Raw genomic sequence first — 19,760 nt, 5'->3', positions numbered from 1 at the left:
TTTGTTTCAATATTATCAAAAGGAACCCAATATTATTTTTTTCATAAATATGATTAATCTCATGTAGTTAGAGTTAATTTCTACCTATTTTTGTGATGGCTTTAATACTATTAGTTATACTATTAGATACTGTAAAATGGAATTTGTTTATGAGAAAAATTAGATACAAAAAAGGACGAAAAGTACAGCCTTTGCATTTGGAATATACAGGGATTCATAAAAGTAATGAATCAGAAATGCAATTGTTTGTATACGATGATTTGAACTTGACAGAATTTGAAAAAATAAAAGTAGCTGATTTTACTAAAAGCATTGATCCTCAAAAAACAAATTGGCTTAACCTTCACGGACTTAATAATATTGAGTTAGTTAAAGCAATTGGAGATTATTTTGAAATTGATAATTTCATGTTGGCCGATATTTTGAACACGACCAAACGTACTAAATTAGAAGAACAACAAGAGGTATTGTTTTTTAACATCAAATCCCTATTACCCACAGAACATTCAGATAATATTCAAGTAGAGCAAATTAGTTTTTTGATTAAAGATGGTGTTTTGCTGTCGTTTCAAGAAAAACGAAGTGATTTCTTTACTCATATTAGGGAGCGTATTCGTACCCACTCGGGAATAGTGCGAACTAAAAAAGCCGATTATTTATTGTACATTTTATTAGATGCTGTGATGGAAAATTTCTACATCACTTTGGAACATGAAGAAGATAAAGTAGAAGAATTAATTAATTTATCCAAAAATAGTGACAACCCCACGATTCTTGAACGAATTGAAAAACATCGCGACAATTTGAATTTTTTAAAACGTTCTATTATTCCGTTGCGGGATTCATTGTATGATATCAAAAGCATAAAAGACGACAATGTATTCAATGTAATTGAAAATGAAAACTTTAGTTTTTTCGCCCGATTGCATCAAAAAAGCTTAGAACTTTTGGAACAAATTGAATTGGATATGGGATCTCTTGAAAGTGCATCTAATTTTTTCTTTTCGTTCCAAACACATAAGATGAACGAAATCATGAAAACCTTGACTATTGTGTCTGCAATTTTTATTCCGTTGACATTTATTGTAGGAGTGTACGGAATGAACTTTGAATACATGCCTGAGTTAAAATATCCAAACGGTTATTATACAATAGTAGGAATCATGATTTTTATAGGCATAGCGATGTTGTTTTATTTCAAAAAAAGGAGATGGTTTTAATTTGTTTACCAATTAAAAAGAAAAAGAATGAGTAAATCCATATATATTGCTACTAGTGAGCCCAGCAGTGGAAAATCAATAGTCACTTTAGGACTAATGAGTATGCTAATTGGTAAAACAGCCAAAGTAGGTTATTTTAGACCTATTATCGAAGATATTGAAGAAGGCGGATTTGACAATCACATTGAAACGGTGATTACTCATTTTGGTTTGGATATTGAATTTGAAGATGCTTATGCTATTACAAAAAGTAAACTGATCAAGAAGAAAAACAAAGGCAAATTAGGAGATGTCATTGATTTAATTATTGAGAAATACAAACGTCTTGAAGAACGATTTGATTTTGTATTGGTAGAAGGAACCAGTTTTACAGGTGAAGGAACGGCTATTGAGTTGGATATAAATGTTTTAATTGCTAAAAATTTAGGGATTCCAACGGTAATTGTAGGCTCGGGAGTAGGTAAAACTTTAGAGGAGTTAATTGACAGTTTACACCTTGTTTACGATTCGTTCAAAATAAAAGAGGTTGAGGTATTGGCCATTTTTGCCAATAAAGTGCAAGCCGAAAATATTGAATTAGTTGCCACAAGTCTTAAAAAGAACCTTCCTGAAACTATTTTAATTAATGCAATTCCGGTGATTTCAAGTTTAAATCATCCCACTGTTCAAGAAATTGTGATTGATTTGGATGCCAAAGTTTTATTTGGGGAAGGCTATTTGAATAATCAAACTAGTAATTTTAGTGTAGGAGCGATGCAATTGTGCAATTACTTGTTGCACCTTAAAGAAGATAGTTTAGTTATTACTCCAGGAGACCGAGCCGATATTATCTTAGGCGTTTTACAAGCCAATGAATCGGTTAATTATCCTACGATAGCAGGTATTGTTTTAACAGGAAACATTTTGCCTGAGCCTAGTATTTTGAAGCTGATTGAAGGACTTTCGCCAGTAGTTCCCATTATTTCTGTAGAAGAAGGAACGTATTATATTACCAATAGAATAGGCGCTATTAAATCTAAAATTTATGCCAATAACAAACAAAAAATAGCCACCTCAATTACTACGTTTGAAAAATACGTTGATGTAGAGAATTTGGCTCAAAAGTTAATCACTTTTAAAGCCGAGGGTATGACACCAAAAATGTTCCAATACAATTTAGTTAAACGTGCCAAAATGCACCGAAAACATATTGTGTTGCCCGAAGGTAGTGATGAGCGAATTATCATTGCAGCCGCTCGACTTTTAGCTATGGATGTAGTGGATATTTCGATTATTGGCAACAAAAAACAAATTGAAAATAAAGTCGCCGAATTAGGTTTGGACTTTGATTTTTCCAAAGTGCAAATCATCAATCCAATTGAATCGGAACATTATGACGATTATGTCAATACCTACTATGAATTGAGAAAAGCAAAGAACGTTTCTATGGCTATGGCCAAAGATTTGTTAGAGGATGTGTCGTATTTTGGAACGATGATGGTGTACAAAGGACATGCTGACGGAATGGTTTCGGGAGCGGCTCATACGACGCAACATACCATTTTACCTGCTTTACAGTTTATTAAAACAAAACCCAATTGTTCGGTAGTTTCGTCGGTGTTTTTTATGTGTTTGGAGGACCGTGTTTCGGTTTTTGGAGATTGTGCGATTAATCCGAATCCAACAGCGGAGCAATTGGCTGAGATTGCAATTTCTTCTGCCGACTCGAGTTTGGCTTTTGGTATCGAACCTAAAGTAGCGATGCTTTCTTATTCGTCAGGAACTTCTGGAAAAGGAGATGAGGTGGATAAGGTTCGCAAAGCAACTGAAATAGTGAAAGCACAACGTCCCGATTTAAAAATCGAAGGTCCAATTCAATACGATGCGGCCGTAGATTTGGAAGTGGGACAAAGTAAAATGCCTAATTCCGAAGTCGCTGGTCGTGCTAGCGTATTGATTTTTCCGGATTTGAATACAGGAAATAATACCTACAAAGCGGTTCAAAGAGAAACAGGCGCTTTGGCTATTGGCCCAATGCTGCAAGGTTTAAATAAACCAGTGAACGATTTAAGTCGTGGTTGTACCATTGATGATATTATCAATACAGTAGTCATCACGGCAATTCAAGCACAAGGTTTGTAATTAAAAATAATAATTCAACAGAATGAAAATAGTAATATTAAATTCAGGTAGCTCATCTATTAAATACCAATTGATTGAAATGCCTGCTCAAACCGTTGTTTGTAGCGGAATGATTGACCGAATTGGTTTGGACAACTCCAATTTGTCTTACACTACCGAAAATAATAAAATAGAAGAAATAGTAGCAATTCCCAATCATACCGTAGGTTTAGAAAAGATTGCTGCCTTATTGTTAGACGAAAAAGTGGGTGTTATTAAAAGCACTTCAGAGATTCAAGCCGTAGGACATCGAGTGGTTCATGGCGGAAGTGCTTTTTCGGATACAGTTGTAATTACAGCAGCGGTTAAAGATAAAATCAAACAACTTTTTGATTTAGCACCTTTACATAATCCTGCTAATTTAGAAGGAATTACTGTGGCTGAAACCATTTTTTCTGAAGCACAACAAGTAGCGGTTTTTGACACCGCGTTTCACCAAACTATTCCTGTGGTGGCGCATAAATATGCCATTCCGAATGCACTGTTGACCGAAAATAAAATTCGGGTGTATGGATTTCATGGTACCAGTCACAAATACGTTTCCGAAAAAGCCATTGCTTATTTGCAAGAAAACAATTGTGCGGCTTCAAAAATCATCACCATTCATTTGGGTAATGGATGCAGCATGACGGCGATTCAAGATGGGAAGAGTATTGACCATACTTTAGGTTTTGGGCCAATGAACGGACTCGTTATGGGAACCCGTAGCGGCGATATTGATCAATCGGTTATTTTTTATTTGGTGAATACTTTAGGATTTTCGTTGGATAAAGTGAATACACTTTTGCAAAAAGAAAGCGGAATGTTCGGTTTGACGGGGTATAGCGATTTAAGAGATATTGAAGCACAGGCTGAAAAAGGAGATGAAAATTGTCGTTTGGCTTTAGCAATGAATGCCTACCGAATCAAAAAATACATTGGTTCCTATGCTGCTGTTTTGAACGGACTGGATGCGATTGTCTTTACAGCAGGAATCGGAGAGAATTCGTCGTTGATTCGACAATTAGTTTGTACCGATATGGATTACTTCGGATTGGCATTGGATACCGAAAAAAATGAAATTCGTTCGAAGCAGCTTCGCGAAATTAATTTGGCAAATGCCAAAACTAAAATATTGGTAATTCCTACCAATGAAGAGTTGGAAATTGCAAATCAGGTGTATGATTCCTTACACTAAATCCAATAATAAAAACTAAAATAAACTATATTCGTTCTCTTAAAAAACTATAAAAATGAAACATATATTTTCTCTTTTTGTCTTGCTTTCTTTTGGATTCACCCAAGCACAAATGGTGAGTTCTCCATCAGGTAAAATTGCATTAACTTTTACTTTAACTGCTACTGGACAGCCTAGTTATGCGGTGAATTACAAAGCAAAAACAGTGGTGATGAAGAGCAATTTAGGAATTAAATTAAAAGATAAAACCGCATTGAATGCTGATTTTGAGATTCAAACTTCAAAAAACAACACGTTCAATGAATCGTGGAAACCCGTTTTAGGAGAACAAGCTTCGATAGTAAATCATTACAACGAATTGGTTGTGGGGTTAGTTCAAAAAGGAACAAATATAAAAGTAAATTTAGTTTTCAGAGCCTTTGATGAGGGAGTGGCTTTTCGCTATGACTTCCCAAAGCAAAAAGAATTGAATTATTTTATTATTGCTGATGAGGAAACGCAATTCAATTTGACCGAAAATAATAAAGTATTCTGGTTGCCGGGCGATTTTGATAGCAATGAATACGAATACAACGAAACCAAATTCTCTGAAATTGACAATTCTAAAATCAATATGAATAACGGAATTGGCGTTAAATCCATTCCTGGGAAATATACGGTACAAACGCCTTTGATGATGAAATCGCCATCGGGATTGTATCTGAATATTTTTGAAGCAGCGGTTGTCAACTATCCAGTGATGCACTTGAAAGCTGATGTAACCAATTACAAATTAAAATCTGAATTAGTTCCCAATGCCATTGGTGATAAAGCCTATTTGCAAACGCCTTGTGTATCGCCTTGGAGAACCATTATGATTAGCGATGATGCACGTGATATTGTGGGGTCTAAAATGATTTTGAACCTGAACGAACCTTCTAAAATTGAAGATACGTCTTGGATCAAACCAATGAAATATGTTGGAATTTGGTGGGAAATGCACGTCGGCAATTCGACTTGGGATTATGCAGGTTCGCAAAATGCTACTACTGATTTTGGGACAAAACTAGCATCCTCAGGGCGCCACGGAGCGACTACTGAAAATACCAAACGCTATATTGATTTTGCTGCCAAAAACGGCTTTGATGGCGTTTTGGTGGAAGGTTGGAACGAAGGATGGGAAGATTGGTCGGGCAACTGGAAAGAAGAAGTGTTTGACTTTGTGACTCCTTATCCTGATTTTGATATTGCCGCTATTTCGGCTTACGCCAAAGCGAAGAATGTAAAAATGATTATGCATCATGAAACTTCGGGTTCGGTGGCCAATTACGAAAGACGTTTGGATCGCGCTTTGGAAAACATGGTGAAATACAATTATCCTGCAGTTAAAACGGGATATGTAGGTAAGATTATTCCGCGTGGCGAATTCCATGACGGACAAACGATGGTGAATCATTTTAATTTTGTAGCAAGACGTGCTTCAGATTATAAATTGATGGTCAATTCTCACGAATCATCGCACCCAACAGGTTATGGGAGAACCTATCCCAATTATGTCGCAGCTGAGGCAGCGCGCGGAAATGAATTCAATGCGTGGAGCATTGGAAATCCGCCAATGCACGAAACGATTTTGCCGTTTACGCGTCAGTTGGGAGGGCCGATGGATTATACGCCAGGAATTTTTGAAATTAAAATGAGTCATTACGACAAGAATAAAACGGAGCAAGTGCATACCACTTTGGCAAAGCAATTGGCACTCTATGTGACGATGTATTCTCCAATTCAAATGGCTGCCGACTTACCAGAAAATTACGAAAAGTATCCGGATGCCTTTCAGTTTATCAAAGACGTAGCGGTAGATTGGGATGAAAGTGCCTATTTACAAGCCGAGCCAGGAGATTATTTGACTATTGCAAGAAAAGCGAAAGGAAAACAATCGTGGTTTTTAGGAGCCATTACGGATGAAAATGCAAGACAAACCGAAATCAAATTGGACTTCTTAACCAAAGGAAAAAAATACAAAGCCACTATTTATGAAGATGCTAAAGATGCTGATTGGAAAAAAAATCCGATAGCCTATCGCATACGAACTGTTGAAGTTACTGCCAATTCGAAAATTAAATTGAACTTGGCTCCAGGAGGTGGAACCGCTATTAGTTTTGAGCCGATAAACTAAAATTAGAAACCTGCAAGATTCATTTGCAGGTTTTTTTATATCCTTTTGTTAACCTAATTTAAAAAAGAATTCCGAAATTGCCCAATCTATAAATCAAAAAAAATGAGAAAATCAATACTAGCAGGATTAGTTTTCCTTAACGGAATAGCAATGGTAGCCCAATCCAAAGACAATCAAATGCTAAAAGATATTTATAAATCGGGTTTAACCAATGGAAAATGTTATTCCTGGTTAGAACATTTATCGAATAAAATTGGTGCTCGATTATCGGGTTCTGAAAATGCCGAAAAAGCCGTTCAATATACCAAAGCACAATTAGAAACTTTAGGATTAGACAAAGTGTATTTGCAAGAAGTAATGGTTCCAAAATGGGTTCGTGGCGAAAAAGAAAGTGCTTATATTTTAGACAATAAAACGAAAATAGCTGTGCCAATTGCTGCTTTGGGTGGTTCTATTGCTACTTCAAAGAATGGTTTAACTGCTGAGGTAATCGAAGTACAAGGTATTGAGGATTTAAAAATATTAGGAGAAAAAATCAAAGGAAAAATTGTGTTTTTCAATCGACCAATGGATCCTGTTAATATTGAAACATTTAAATCGTATGGAGGATGTGTGGATCAAAGATATGCTGGAGCTAAAGAAGCGGCTAAATTTGGAGCGGTAGGAACCATTGTCCGTTCGATGAATTTACGTTTAGATGATTTTCCGCATACGGGTGCACAAAGTTATGGCGATTTATCTCCGGCTGAATACATTCCGACAGCAGCGATTAGTACCAATGGTGCTGAATTATTGAGCAAAAAATTGAAAGCCAATCCTAGTTTACAGTTCTACTTTAAACAATCTTGTGTCCAAATGCCAGAGGCACTTTCGTATAACGTAATTGGAGAAATCAAAGGAAGCGAGCATCCAGAAAATATTATGGTTGTTGGCGGTCATTTAGATTCTTGGGATTTAGCGGATGGTTCTCATGATGATGGAGCAGGAGTGGTGCAAAGTATGGAAACGGTGCGTATTTTTAAACAGATTGGTTACAAGCCAAAGAATACGATACGAGTAGTATTGTTTATGAATGAAGAGAATGGAGGTAAAGGAGGAAAAAAATATGAGGAATTGGCACAAATCAATAAAGAAAATCACATATTCGCTTTAGAAAGCGACTCGGGTGGATTTAGCCCAAGAGGTTTTTCTATTGAGGCTGATGATGCTAATTTTGAACGAATTTTGTCTTGGAAAAACGTATTTGAACCGTATTTGATTCATAGTTTTGTGAAAGGACATGCAGGTGCCGATATTGGTCCTTTAAGCTCATTTAAAATGATTAAAGCAGGACTAAAACCCGACTCACAACGCTATTTTGATTATCATCATGCCTTGAATGACAAATTTGACGCTATCAATAAAAGAGAATTAGAATTAGGCGCAGCAACCATGGCTTCGCTATTGTACTTGATAGATCAAAACGGAATTATAAAATAAAAAAAGGCTTCGAAAGAAGCCTTTTTTAGTGGTATCAATTGAATTAGATTTTGAAGATTCCTCCAAAAGCAATGATTTTTTGAAAGAAAAAGAATTCTTGAGAAGCAGAATCAGTATTACTGAAAGTGGTTTTGATATCAGGCATATTAATATAGCCGCCTTTTAATTCTGTTTGGATATAAAAATGTTTAAAGAAAGTAACGTTTAAACCTGCTTTTATTGAGGTTCCATATCCAGAAACATGAAAATCGTCATGACGTTGTTTTCCTAAAAGCGTTGTATTTGTTTTTGGGTACAACATACCAATGCCCATTCCTTCAGTTAGACTTATTTGAATTTTATCAGTATTTTTGATATTGAACCATTCTGAAATATCATCATGTCTTGAAATCTCAGTGTTTACATAGTTTAGACCATCAGTATGTTCATACATTAAAAAACTTTCAGACATTACTGTTGGAGATTTAGAATAATTGCCACTAAATGGTAATCCAGAACCTATTGTTCCTGTAATATTTGCCGTCTGATTTTGGGTCATTACATATTTCATGTGGTCTACACCGATAGCAATACTATAATGATCATTGACAAAATACCCCATTCTAAAATTAGTTTGAGGTATAGTCATGCGTCCGGGATTGATGTAATCAATATGCCAGCCTTTAGGTTTGTCATGGGCTACCATATTTTGTATGGTAAAATTATAATTACTACCAGAGAAAGTAACATCAGATTTAGAATAGACTTCACGATTACCACCCCAAGAAACAAAGAATTTACCTTTGTTATGAGCGGTGTATTTGTCTTTATTTTTAATGGTTTCCTGTGAAAATACAGAAAGTGTGACTAACAGTAAAGCGCTAAATAAACTTAACTTTTTCAACGATCTAGGGTATTAAATTAAAATTGATTTACAGTTTTTCTAATAGCCACTAATTTAGTCATTAAGGCTTCAAAATAATCCAAATGTAGCATATTAGCTCCATCACTTTTAGCATTCGCAGGATCAAAATGAGTTTCAATAAATATTCCATCAACACCTACTGCAATTCCAGCTTTAGCAATGGTTTCAATCATATCAGGTCTTCCACCTGTTACACCTGCTGTTTGATTAGGTTGTTGCAATGAATGTGTTACATCAAGAACTGTGGTAGCGTAGTGTTGCATAGTAGGGATTCCTCTAAAATCAACAATCATGTCTTGATAACCAAACATAGTTCCTCTATCCGTTACCATTACGTTTTGATTATTGCAATCCAATACTTTTTGAACGGCATGTTTCATACTTTCTGGACTCATGAATTGTCCTTTTTTCAAGTTGACTGTCCTTCCTGTATTGGCCGCAGCCACAACTAAATCAGTTTGGCGAACTAAAAACGCAGGAATTTGCAATACATCAACATATTGTGCTGCCCTATCTGCATCTTCATTAGTATGGATGTCTGTAACGGTTGGTACACCAAAAGTTTCAGATACTTTACGAAGAATTTGTAATGCTTTTTCATCTCCAATTCCAGAGAAACTGTCGATTCGTGAACGATTAGCTTTCTTGAACGATCCTTTGAATACATAAGGGATCTCAAGTTTGTCGGTAATGCCAACTAACTTTTCAGCAATACGAAGTGCCATTTCTTCGCCTTCAATAGCGCAAGGTCCGGCAAGTAAAAAGAAGTTACCACTTTCAGTATATTTGATTTGTGGAATATGTTGTAGGTTCATAATACTAAATTTATTGAAAATGCAAAGGTAGTTAGGAATTAGGAATTAGGAATTCGATTTTGTAACTATTTTTGCTTTTGAACATAAAAAAAGCCCTAACTTTTGTTAGAGCTTTTCGTATTTTGAGTTTGAAATATTAGAATTTCAAAGTTACATCTAATTCAAATTCATCATTAATTGCTTTATCTCCAATATTGCTAAAGAAACTTCCTGAACCGTATTTAATATCGTATTTAGTTCTATCAACATTAAATTTAGCAGTAGCTGAATTAGCAGTTGTAGCCAAATCAAAAGTTACAGGTTTAGTAATTCCTTTAATCGTTAAGTTACCAGTTACGGCGAAAGTAGTAGCAGATTTTGCAACAACTTTTTTGAAAACTAAGGTTGCAGTTGGGAATTTATCTGTACCAAAAAAGTCATCCGCTTTTAAGTGACCGTTTAATTTACCTTGGTATTCACCTTGTAAATCAGTAGCAGTTAATGAAGTCATATCGACAACAAAGTTACCACCAGTTACTTTTTTCCCTCTAAAAACTAAGTTTCCTTCTTTGAAGTTTACTGTTCCATTGTGTTGACCAGTTACTTTTTTTCCTAACCAGTTAATAGAACTTTTTGCAGCGTCAATTTTTTTAGTTTGAGCTGATACCGATACTGTAGCTAAAGCTACAACTAATGCTAATGCAATTGATTTTAAATTTTTCATTTGTTTTAAATTTGATTGTTGTTTGTAATTAAAGTGTGATAAATAATTCGTCGTTTGATTTTCTTACTTTTTTGTAATGTTGTGTGTCATCTTCAACATGTCTGTAACCAATAGGAGCTAATAATGAAGCATTAAGGCCTAGTTTGTCTAATCCTAAGATTTCATTTACTTGAGCAGGAACAAAACCTTCCATTGGGGTAACATCAATTTTAAGTTCAGCTGCAGCGTTTAATAAATTACCTAAAGCTAAATAGGTTTGTTTTGCTGTCCAAATGTTTCTAACCTCCTCTGGCAAACCAGTTATGTTCCCTTTCATATAGTCAACATATCCTTGAATAGCTTCTAGTGGAAGACCTCTAGTTGCACTGATATTGTTAGCCAATTGGTCAATTCCAGCTGCTCCAAAATTCAATTCATTAGCGAAAACTAGTAAATGAGAAGCATCGGCTACTTGTGTTTGTCCGTAAGATGCTCCAACTAATTTAGCTCTTAATTCTGGATTTTCAATGATGAAAACTTTGTAAGGTTGTAATCCATAAGAAGAAGCACTTAAACGGATAGCTTCTTTTAATGTATTCAAATCAGTTGCTGAGATTTTTTTTGAAGCATCAAATTTCTTTGTTGCATATCTCCAATTTTGATTTTCTAAAAATGTACTCATAGTGTTTATTGTTGTTTATTGATTTCTAAATTTTTCTAATAATTGATTTAATTGTGCCATTTCTTCTTCAGTTAAATTTTTTGAAAAAAACTGCTCGTGCGCTTTTACTTTTGGCTCTAATTCGTCTAATAAATGTAATCCTTTTGAAGTAATTAGCACTTCAATTTTTCTTCTATTTTCAGGACATACTTCTCGAGTAACTAATTCTTTCAAGAGCAACTTGTCAACTAATCGAGTGGTATTACTTGTCTTGGCTAACATTCGTTCTTGAATAACGCACATATTAGCTGGGTTTCCTTTTTGACCTCTCAGGATGCGCAATACATTGAATTGCTCTGAAGAGATGTCATAAGGTTTCAATATTTCATTAAAATTTTCTGTAATTACATTTTGGGTATATATAATGTTCATGATAATTTTTTTAGAATTATCCATGGGTACAGTTGATTTTAATACTTCTTCAATTTTCATATTTGTATATATGTAATTTGTAGGTACAAATGTAGTGTATTTTTTATTTGTATATACAAGTGTTTGTTATTTTTTTGTTAAAATAAAATTTAAAAGCTTAAGAGTAATAAGAATTCGAGGTCAAATAAGTGTTGGTCTATTTGAAACAACTTAGATTATTTAAAAAGATAATTGATTTGTTTTAGAAATAATATTTGTACTTTTAAAGAAGCAAATTTTAGTTTCTTGTTTTTCAAAATAGACATTTGATTTAGCAACTAATTAAATTCTGATTAATATTCTTAATTTATCCTTAATGCGTAGAATTAATAATGTCTTTTTAGTTAGCTTTTAATAATGGTAAAAAAAGAAAGTAAAATGAGTTTGTCCAATATGCTAGATGTCAAGAACCATTCTGATTTTTCTGTTGTAGGAATTGGAGCTTCTGCTGGTGGCTTAGAGGCATTAGAAAAGTTCTTTAAAAACATGCCTGTTGATAGTGGACTAGCATTTGTAGTTATTCAACATTTAGATCCTACTTTTAAAAATATTTTACCAGAATTGCTTCAAAAAACAACTTTGATGCCTGTTTGTCAGATTACAGATTTGCTTAAAGTTATACCTAATCATATTTATGTTATACCTCCTAATAGAGCATTAACAATCCATAACGGATTTTTTCATTTATCTGAACCAAAAGAGTCTAGGGGATTACGGCTACCGATTGATGTTTTTCTCAATTCATTGGCCTTAGATAAATTGAATAAAAGTGTCGGAATTATACTCTCAGGTATGGGAGCTGACGGGAGTGAGGGAGTAAAAGCAATTAAATCAAAAAATGGATTAATTCTGGTTCAAGATCCATTAACTTCCAAGTCATCTGGAATGCCACAAAGTGCAATTAATGCGGTCAAGCCAAATGTTGTTGCACCCGCTGAGAAATTGCCAGCTAAATTAATGGCGTTATTACAATCTAAAACAATTCCTAATGATGAAGAAAGAATGAGCTCAAAAGACAAGCAAAGTCTTGATACTATTATTTCTTTGTTGCGTGATCAAACAGGGCATGATTTTACTTTATATAAAAAAAGTACTCTAATTAGAAGAGTAGAAAGACGGAAAGGGATTCATCAAATAGAAAAAATTCAAAATTATGTTCGGTTTTTAAAGGAAAATCCCAAAGAAGTCGAACTCCTTTTTAAAGAGTTATTAATAGGAGTAACTAATTTTTTTAGAGATTTTTTAGTTTGGGAGAAACTTAAAAATACAATACTTCCCGATATAATCCGACAATTGCCTGATGGCTATGTATTAAGATCTTGTATTCCAGCTTGTTCTACTGGTGAAGAAGCTTATTCTTTAGCTATTGTTTTCAAGGAAGTAATAGAGCAAATTGATCCTAGTAGACAGATTACACTTCAAATATTCGCTACAGATTTAGATACGGATGCAATTGATAAAGCCCGTAAAGGTTTCTTTGGAGAACCTATTATTGAAGATGTTTCTGTAGAAAGACTTCAAAAATTCTTTATACAAGAAGAAGAGGGGTACCGAATTAGTCCATTCATTCGAGAGATGGTTGTTTTTGCTCCCCATAATGTAACTAAAGATCCTCCATTTACAAGATTAAATTTGCTTTTTTGCCGCAACATGTTGATTTATATGGAACCTATTTTACAAAAGCAATTGATGGAATTGTTTTATTATAGTTTGTCCCCAGGTGGAATTATGCTATTAGGTTCAGCTGAGACATTAGGTAGAAACAATAAAGGCTTTGAGGTAATTGATTCAAAATTAAAATTTTTTAAACGCATGAAATCTTCAACAAGACCAGATCTTAATGAATTTCCAAATGCTTTTTCATACAATAAAAAAATGATTTCAAAAGATAAAAACACGACACCAATTACAGGAAATATTCAATCCGTTACAGACCATATTTTATTGCAACAATTTGCACCAGCAAGTGTTTTAGTAAATGATAAAGGAGACATAATTTATATTACAGGCAAAACGGGTAAGTACCTAGAACCTGTTGCAGGTAAAGCCAACTGGAATATTCATGTTATGGCTCGAGATGGAATAAAAAATGAATTGCCAGATGCTTTTCGTAAAGCCTTACAAGGTTATGATCCTATAATTCTTAAGAATATTAAAATTAAAAATAATGGTAATTCTAATTTTGTAAACTTAACAATTCAACAAATTGCTGCTCCCGAAACTATTAAGGGAATGGTACTAGTTGTTTTTACAGATGTTTCAGTAATTATTGAGCAAGAAGTACAAACTGCAACTCTACAGAAATCTGATATAGGGAGTAATAGCAAAGAAGAAGAAACCAAATTAGCTTTATGTTATCAAGATTTACAAAATACCAGAGAAGAAATGCAAACTTCTCAAGAAGAATTAAAGTCAATTAATGAAGAGTTGCAATCTACAAATGAAGAATTACAATCTACGAATGAAGAATTAACAACTTCTAAAGAAGAGATGCAAAGTTTGAATGAAGAGTTACAAACGGTAAATGCAGAACTTCAAAGTAAATTAGTTGATTTTGAGCAAGCTAATAATGACATGAAAAATTTACTTAATAGTACTGAAATCGCGACTCTTTTTATTGATAAAGAATTGAATATTAGACGATTTACTGATTCAATTACCAAAATATTTAAACTTCGTTTGACAGATATAGGCAGACCATTTACTGATTTGACTACAGATTTGCAATATCCAGAGATAGGAATACATGCTGTTCAAGTAATTAAAGATTTGATCCCAATTCAAAATACTATCGCTACAAATGATGGAAGATGGTTTTATGTACGAATCTTACCTTACCGAACTATTGATGATCGAATCGATGGTTTGGTAATTACATTTACCGATATTACAATTGCTAAACAAGCTGAAGAAATATTAGTAGCTGAGAAAAACTACCGCCATTTTTTTGAGTCTGCAAAAGAAGGTATTTTTTTCTTAGACATGCAAACAGGAAAAATCATTGATTTGAATTATTCGTTATTAAATTGGTTAGGTACTACAAAAGAGCAAGTCTCAGAAAGACCTATTTGGGAAATGGATTTTTTTAAATCTTTTTTTGATACCAAAGCTCAATGGATGAAGTTAAAAGGAAAAGGAATTATCTCTAAAGAAAAAATCAAAATTAAACCGGTTGACGGAAAGTTGAGAAGTGTTGATTGTATAGGAAATACATATGAATCAGAAGAGAATGAAATTATTCAATTTTTTATTCGAGAAGAATAATACAAAGTTGTTAGAATTTAAGATATAACATCCGTTAGTGAATAAATTATTAGAAACTTGAAATTTAAAAAAATGGAAGATAATTTTTCAGAAGCAGAAAAACTTAAGCTGATTCACGAGCTAGAAGTGCATCAGATTGAATTAGAAATGCAGAATGAAGAGCTTTTACTGGCGAAGCTACAGGCTGATTCAGCTATTGAAAAATATACAGAGTTATATGATTTTTCGCCTTCGGGTTATTTTACGCTATCGCAAGATGGAAGTATTCTAGATGCCAATCTTACGGGATCTGTTATGTTAGGAAAAGAACGGTCAAACTTGATTAATACTAAATTTAGATCATTTGTGTCTCCTGACACTAAGATGGATTTTGATCTTTTTTTTGACAAGGTTTTTATCAATAAAGAAAGGGAATGTTGCGAGATTAGTTTACAATCTGAAGGTGTAATCCAATATGCTTATCTAACAGGTATTATTACCGAGGATGAACAGTTTTGTCATGTTACTGTGGTAGATATCACAGGGATAAATTTAATCGAACAAGCTTTACGAAATAGTGAAGAAAGGCATCGGGATTTGTTATTTAATTTAGATGTGGGTATTGTAGTTCATAATGTAGAAACTTCAGTTGTAATGAGCAATCCCAAAGCTTCGGAACTATTAGGTGTTAATTCGGAAGAAATGAAATCTAGGAGCATTAATGACTCTAATTGGCAGTTTTATGATGAAAATGATTTGCCTTTAGCTGTTGAAAATTATCCTGTAAGTACTATTATAAGAACGGGTCAACCTATTAAAAATTTTATTGGAAAAGTACTTCGAAGTCAAACGAATGATTATAGGTTGCTATTAATAAATGGATTTCCATTAAATAATTACAAAGGTGAATTATCTGAAATAGTGATTAGTTTCATAGATATTTCTGATATGAAACAAATGGAGTCCGATTTAATTAAAGCAAAGGAACAAGCAGAAAATGCGAATAAAGCGAAATCTAGTTTCTTGGCTAATATGAGTCACGAAATTAGAACTCCTTTGAATGGGATAATTGGTTTTACAGATTTATTATTAAAAACCAAATTAGACCAAGATCAAGCCGAGTATATGGGAATTGTCAATCAATCAGCTATTTTGTTAATGGAAATTATCAATGATATACTCGATTTCTCAAAAATAGAAGAGGGACGTTTAGAATTGAATATAGAAGAAACAGATTTGTTTGAATTATCTCATCAAGTAATTAATTTATTCAAGCATCAAGCCAATGCCAAAAATATCGAATTGATTTTAAATATAGGAAACCTGGTGCCTCAATATATTTTTTCGGATTCTATTCGGTTGAAACAGATTTTGGTGAATCTAATTGGAAATGCAATTAAGTTTACTAAAGAGGGAACAATTGAATTAAATATTGATGAGGTAAAAACGTGCGGTAATTTTTCAACCTTGCATTTTTTAGTAAAGGATACTGGTATAGGTATAAAACAGCAGAATCGAGAAAAGATATTCGATTCTTTTATACAGGCGGAAGCAAGTACGACTAAGAAATTTGGTGGAACTGGTTTGGGATTATCAATTTCAAATCAATTATTAGGATTGATGCAAAGTAAGTTATTTCTTAAAAGTGAATCGGGAAAGGGAAGTGAATTTTGTTTTTCAATTCAGTTCAGGACAGCGGTAAATAGAAAAGATAAAATAAAATTAAATACAATTCAATCATCCAAAATCACAGAAGTTGATTCATTGGTTGGAGAAAACGTTAAGATATTAGTAGCAGAAGACAACGAAATTAATTTGCTTTTAGCAAAAAAAAATCTAGCAAAAATGTTTCCTAAAGCACTTATTTATGAAGCTCGTAATGGAAAGCAAGCCGTTGAGATTTATAAAAGTATTCCTTTAGATATTATACTAATGGATATCCAAATGCCAAAGAAAAATGGTTATGAAGTAACTTCTGAAATACGACAATTAGAACAATCTAAAAGAACAGGAATAATAGCTTTAACAGCAGGTATATTAAATGAAGAGAAGAAAAAATGTTTGGAATCAGGTATGGACGGATATATTTCAAAACCAATTAATCCTGCCGACTTACAACTGGCAATTCTCAAATGTTTAAACGATAAGAGAGGGGTTAACTAGTTTCTCCAAACCACCATTTAGGTCTGTATTTCTCTTTTACTAGGCCAAATTTGTTGATGCTATTCTTTTTAATGTGATTGACCAAATCTTTTACGGAATCAGTCACAAATAGGAGGTTCATATCTTCGGGACTAATACTTTCATTTTCGACCATAATTTCAATATGGTGACATAATTCTTTGTGGTATTCTTTGTCAAAAATAACTACAGGAAAACCACTAATCATTTTGGTTTGAATCAAAGTCAAAGCCTCAAATAATTCGTCTAATGTCCCTATTCCTCCAGGCATTACCACAAATGCATACGAGTATTTAACTAAAATGACTTTTCGAACAAAGAAGTAAGGAATATAAATCCATTTATTGAGGTATGGATTTGGATTTTGTTCTACTGGAAGGACAATATTACATCCCACAGAATAGCCGCCAGCTTCAAAAGCCCCTTTATTAGCCGCTTCCATAATTCCAGGGCCACCACCAGTCATTACAGTAAAACCAAGTTTTGCCATCTCTGAACCAATTTTTTCTGCATTTTTATAATGATCAGTTTCGGGGCCAAATCGGGCTGATCCAAAAATAGTTACGCATGGACCTATAAAGTGCATTTTTCTAAATGCTCTAATGAAATGATATTGTACTTTAAACGTAAAAATTAAATTTTTAAGTCTAGTAAGTGGCTCTCTTACAAAAACAGATTCAGAACTAGAAAGTCTAAAATATTGATTTTTTTTCATGATTCTAATGTAAGCAATTAGTGTTTTATTTCCAATTCAATTGCAAAGCAAAACAGTTTTTGTCTTCTTTGGTAATGCTAAAAACAGAAGTGTCTTGTTCGTTATTTTCGTGAATGATTACTTGGTCTTTTAGTGAAAGCTCCTTCATGAAATTCATTTCAAAACTTTCAATTTCTTGGTTCAAAATTTTGGTTTCATCAGCTAAATCCAAACACCATTCTAAATATTTTACATTATTGGCATGATTGACAATATCCAAATCAGATAAGCGAACTGTTTTTTCAAATACCATTTCTTTGTCGTGATTGAGATTTATTTTTGAAAAAGTTTCTTGTGTAGCTTTGTCATCAGGGAACAATTCAAAATGTTCGTAGGGCAAAGCCAAAGCTTCGGGACGACGAAGTTGGGTATTGAAAACAGCCCAAAAGGTTTCAGAACCTACAATTTTTTTTTCGTTGACGTACATTTCTAAAGCACGAACCGATCGGGAATTTTCTAACGAATTAATCCAAGTTTTGACCGTAACCACATCGCGCCATTGAGGCAATTCGGTCACTTCTACACGCATTCTACTCAAAACCCAAGCTTGGTGAAACTCCTGCATATCAGTAAAACTAATCCCGCCAATTTCAGAATGTGCCGCAGCCGTCATTTGCAATAAATTACACAATTCGGTGTATTTCAAATAGCCATTGGGCGCACATTGGGTAAAATTAATTTCCCAGTCTTTGCTTAAAACAGAAGTGAAGTTAGGAGCGATTGGCATATAAATAATTAGGATTGATGTGTTGCGAATGATTTTATGTAGTCTATAATTTCCTTTCTATCGCTAAGATAATCAAACCATTTGGCATTTTCGGTTCTTTTAAACCAAGTTAATTGGCGTTTGGAGAAACGGCGGGTATTCTTTTTGATTTCTTCAATGGCAAATTCCAAACTGTCATGTCCATCAAAATAGCGGAATAACTCGCGATAGCCTACGGTTTGCAAGGCATTTAATTCCTTGTGTGGGAACAATTGTTCGGCTTCCGCCAAAAGGCCTTCGTTGAGCATGATATCTACTCGTTGATTGATGCGGTCGTACATAATGCTACGTTCGGCCTCTAAGCCAATAATAATAGGTGTAAAATCTCGATTGTTTTTAGTTTGATTCAGGAAAGAGGAGTAAGGTTGACCTGTTCCAATACAGACTTCTACAAATCGCATCATGCGTTGAGGGTTTTGTAGCGTTTGCGGATTCTCAAGGTTTATTTTTTCAAAATAGACAGGGTCTAATTCTTTTAATTGTTCTTGTAAGTAGGTTATACCTAATTTTTCATAGCTTGTGTTTGCTCCTTCGCGAACAGAGGTGTCAATATCCGGAAAGGGATCAAATCCTTTTAAGATGGCATCGACATACAAACCGGAACCACCTACTAAAATGACAAAATCATTTGTCTGGTATAATTCATTGAGTATTGCAATGGCTTCTTTTTCAAAATCGCCTACGGTATAGTTTTCGAAAATGGATTTATTTTGAATGAAATGATGCGGTGCACCAGCTAATTCATCTGGACTTGGAACAGCAGTGCCAATTCGCATTTCTTTGAAAAATTGTCGACTGTCACACGAAATAATCTCGCACTGGAAATGTTGTGCCAAAGCAATACTCAAGGAAGTTTTTCCTATGGCAGTAGGTCCAATGATTGTAATGAGGTATTTCATCTGTTTCTCAAAGTGTTTTAGCCATGAACTTGGTGTAAGGCTTCCAGCCTTCAAAAGGCTGGAAGCCTTAATTAGCGGGAAATAGCTCCTAAATGTTAAAACGAAATTACTTTTAGTGTTTTACTTTTCCTAATTTGTCCTTGAATAATTGTTTTGGCATCGCGGTTGTGTTGCATCGGAATCAAAATGTTTT

At 33.9% G+C, this 19,760-nt stretch carries 15 protein-coding genes; 7 read left to right on the top strand and 8 right to left on the bottom strand.

The window, feature by feature from the left end; translation table 11 throughout:
* The first annotated feature begins 149 nt into the window (after nt 1–149).
* The 5 genes from corA (at nt 150) to Q0L65_RS08385 (ending at nt 8,191) form a co-directional block, all read left to right on the top strand.
* A complete protein-coding gene (corA, locus tag Q0L65_RS08405; RefSeq protein WP_296685247.1) occupies nt 150–1,220 on the top strand; it encodes a magnesium/cobalt transporter CorA in 1,071 nt (356 codons plus the stop codon).
* 27 nt (nt 1,221–1,247) lie between these two features.
* Nucleotides 1,248–3,341, top strand: a complete 2,094-nt coding sequence (gene pta, locus Q0L65_RS08400; protein ID WP_296685245.1) for a phosphate acetyltransferase — start codon at nt 1,248–1,250, stop codon at nt 3,339–3,341.
* Between the two features lie 22 nt (nt 3,342–3,363).
* Complete coding sequence (locus tag Q0L65_RS08395; RefSeq protein ID WP_296685243.1) at nt 3,364–4,557, top strand: acetate kinase; 1,194 nt, start codon at nt 3,364–3,366, stop codon at nt 4,555–4,557.
* 55 nt (nt 4,558–4,612) lie between these two features.
* Entirely contained in the window at nt 4,613–6,712 is a 2,100-nt protein-coding gene (locus Q0L65_RS08390; RefSeq protein WP_296685241.1) for a glycoside hydrolase family 97 protein, read from the top strand.
* 102 nt (nt 6,713–6,814) lie between these two features.
* Nucleotides 6,815–8,191 (top strand): M20/M25/M40 family metallo-hydrolase, encoded by a 1,377-nt coding sequence (locus Q0L65_RS08385; protein WP_296685240.1) that lies wholly within the window; start codon nt 6,815–6,817, stop codon nt 8,189–8,191.
* Between the two features lie 43 nt (nt 8,192–8,234).
* Here Q0L65_RS08385 and Q0L65_RS08380 read toward each other — a convergent pair whose 3' ends face one another.
* From Q0L65_RS08380 to Q0L65_RS08360, 5 genes are all read right to left on the bottom strand, one after another.
* Nucleotides 8,235–9,074, bottom strand: a complete 840-nt coding sequence (locus Q0L65_RS08380; protein WP_296685238.1) for a hypothetical protein — start codon at nt 9,072–9,074, stop codon at nt 8,235–8,237.
* A gap of 17 nt (nt 9,075–9,091) precedes the next feature.
* Nucleotides 9,092–9,910 (bottom strand): 3-deoxy-8-phosphooctulonate synthase, encoded by an 819-nt coding sequence (gene kdsA, locus Q0L65_RS08375; protein WP_296685237.1) that lies wholly within the window; start codon nt 9,908–9,910, stop codon nt 9,092–9,094.
* A gap of 136 nt (nt 9,911–10,046) precedes the next feature.
* Entirely contained in the window at nt 10,047–10,613 is a 567-nt protein-coding gene (locus Q0L65_RS08370) for a YceI family protein (protein WP_296685234.1), read from the bottom strand.
* A 28-nt stretch (nt 10,614–10,641) separates the two neighbouring features.
* Nucleotides 10,642–11,274, bottom strand: a complete 633-nt coding sequence (locus Q0L65_RS08365; RefSeq protein WP_296685232.1) for an NAD(P)H-dependent oxidoreductase — start codon at nt 11,272–11,274, stop codon at nt 10,642–10,644.
* 15 nt (nt 11,275–11,289) lie between these two features.
* On the bottom strand, nt 11,290–11,745 hold the full coding sequence (locus Q0L65_RS08360) for a MarR family transcriptional regulator (RefSeq protein WP_296685230.1): 456 nt from the start codon (nt 11,743–11,745) through the stop codon (nt 11,290–11,292).
* 336 nt (nt 11,746–12,081) lie between these two features.
* On the opposite strand from Q0L65_RS08360, the gene Q0L65_RS08355 reads away from it, so the two are divergent.
* Both Q0L65_RS08355 and Q0L65_RS08350 read left to right on the top strand, forming a co-directional pair.
* Nucleotides 12,082–14,988 (top strand): chemotaxis protein CheB, encoded by a 2,907-nt coding sequence (locus Q0L65_RS08355; RefSeq protein WP_296685229.1) that lies wholly within the window; start codon nt 12,082–12,084, stop codon nt 14,986–14,988.
* Between the two features lie 72 nt (nt 14,989–15,060).
* Entirely contained in the window at nt 15,061–17,130 is a 2,070-nt protein-coding gene (locus Q0L65_RS08350; RefSeq protein WP_296685227.1) for a PAS domain-containing hybrid sensor histidine kinase/response regulator, read from the top strand.
* Here the strand turns inward: Q0L65_RS08350 and Q0L65_RS08345 are convergent.
* The 3 genes from Q0L65_RS08345 to miaA are packed head-to-tail and all read right to left on the bottom strand — an operon-like array spanning nt 17,123 to nt 19,567.
* Complete coding sequence (locus Q0L65_RS08345; RefSeq protein ID WP_296685225.1) at nt 17,123–17,863, bottom strand: TIGR00730 family Rossman fold protein; 741 nt, start codon at nt 17,861–17,863, stop codon at nt 17,123–17,125. The genes Q0L65_RS08350 and Q0L65_RS08345 overlap by 8 nt on opposite strands.
* 25 nt (nt 17,864–17,888) lie before the next feature.
* Nucleotides 17,889–18,629 carry an acyl-ACP thioesterase domain-containing protein gene (locus Q0L65_RS08340; protein WP_296685223.1) on the bottom strand — a complete coding sequence of 247 codons (741 nt, stop codon included), beginning with the start codon at nt 18,627–18,629 and terminating at the stop codon, nt 17,889–17,891.
* 8 nt (nt 18,630–18,637) lie between these two features.
* Nucleotides 18,638–19,567 (bottom strand): tRNA (adenosine(37)-N6)-dimethylallyltransferase MiaA, encoded by a 930-nt coding sequence (miaA, locus tag Q0L65_RS08335; RefSeq protein ID WP_296685221.1) that lies wholly within the window; start codon nt 19,565–19,567, stop codon nt 18,638–18,640.
* Between the last annotated feature and the right edge of the window lie 193 nt (nt 19,568–19,760).

This window comes from Flavobacterium sp. (assembly GCF_024642105.1).
In the GTDB taxonomy this organism is placed as follows: Bacteria; Bacteroidota; Bacteroidia; order Flavobacteriales; family Flavobacteriaceae; genus Flavobacterium.
The sequence above is the reverse complement of the archived record's forward strand: the minus strand, read 5'-3'. Positions and strand labels throughout refer to the sequence as shown.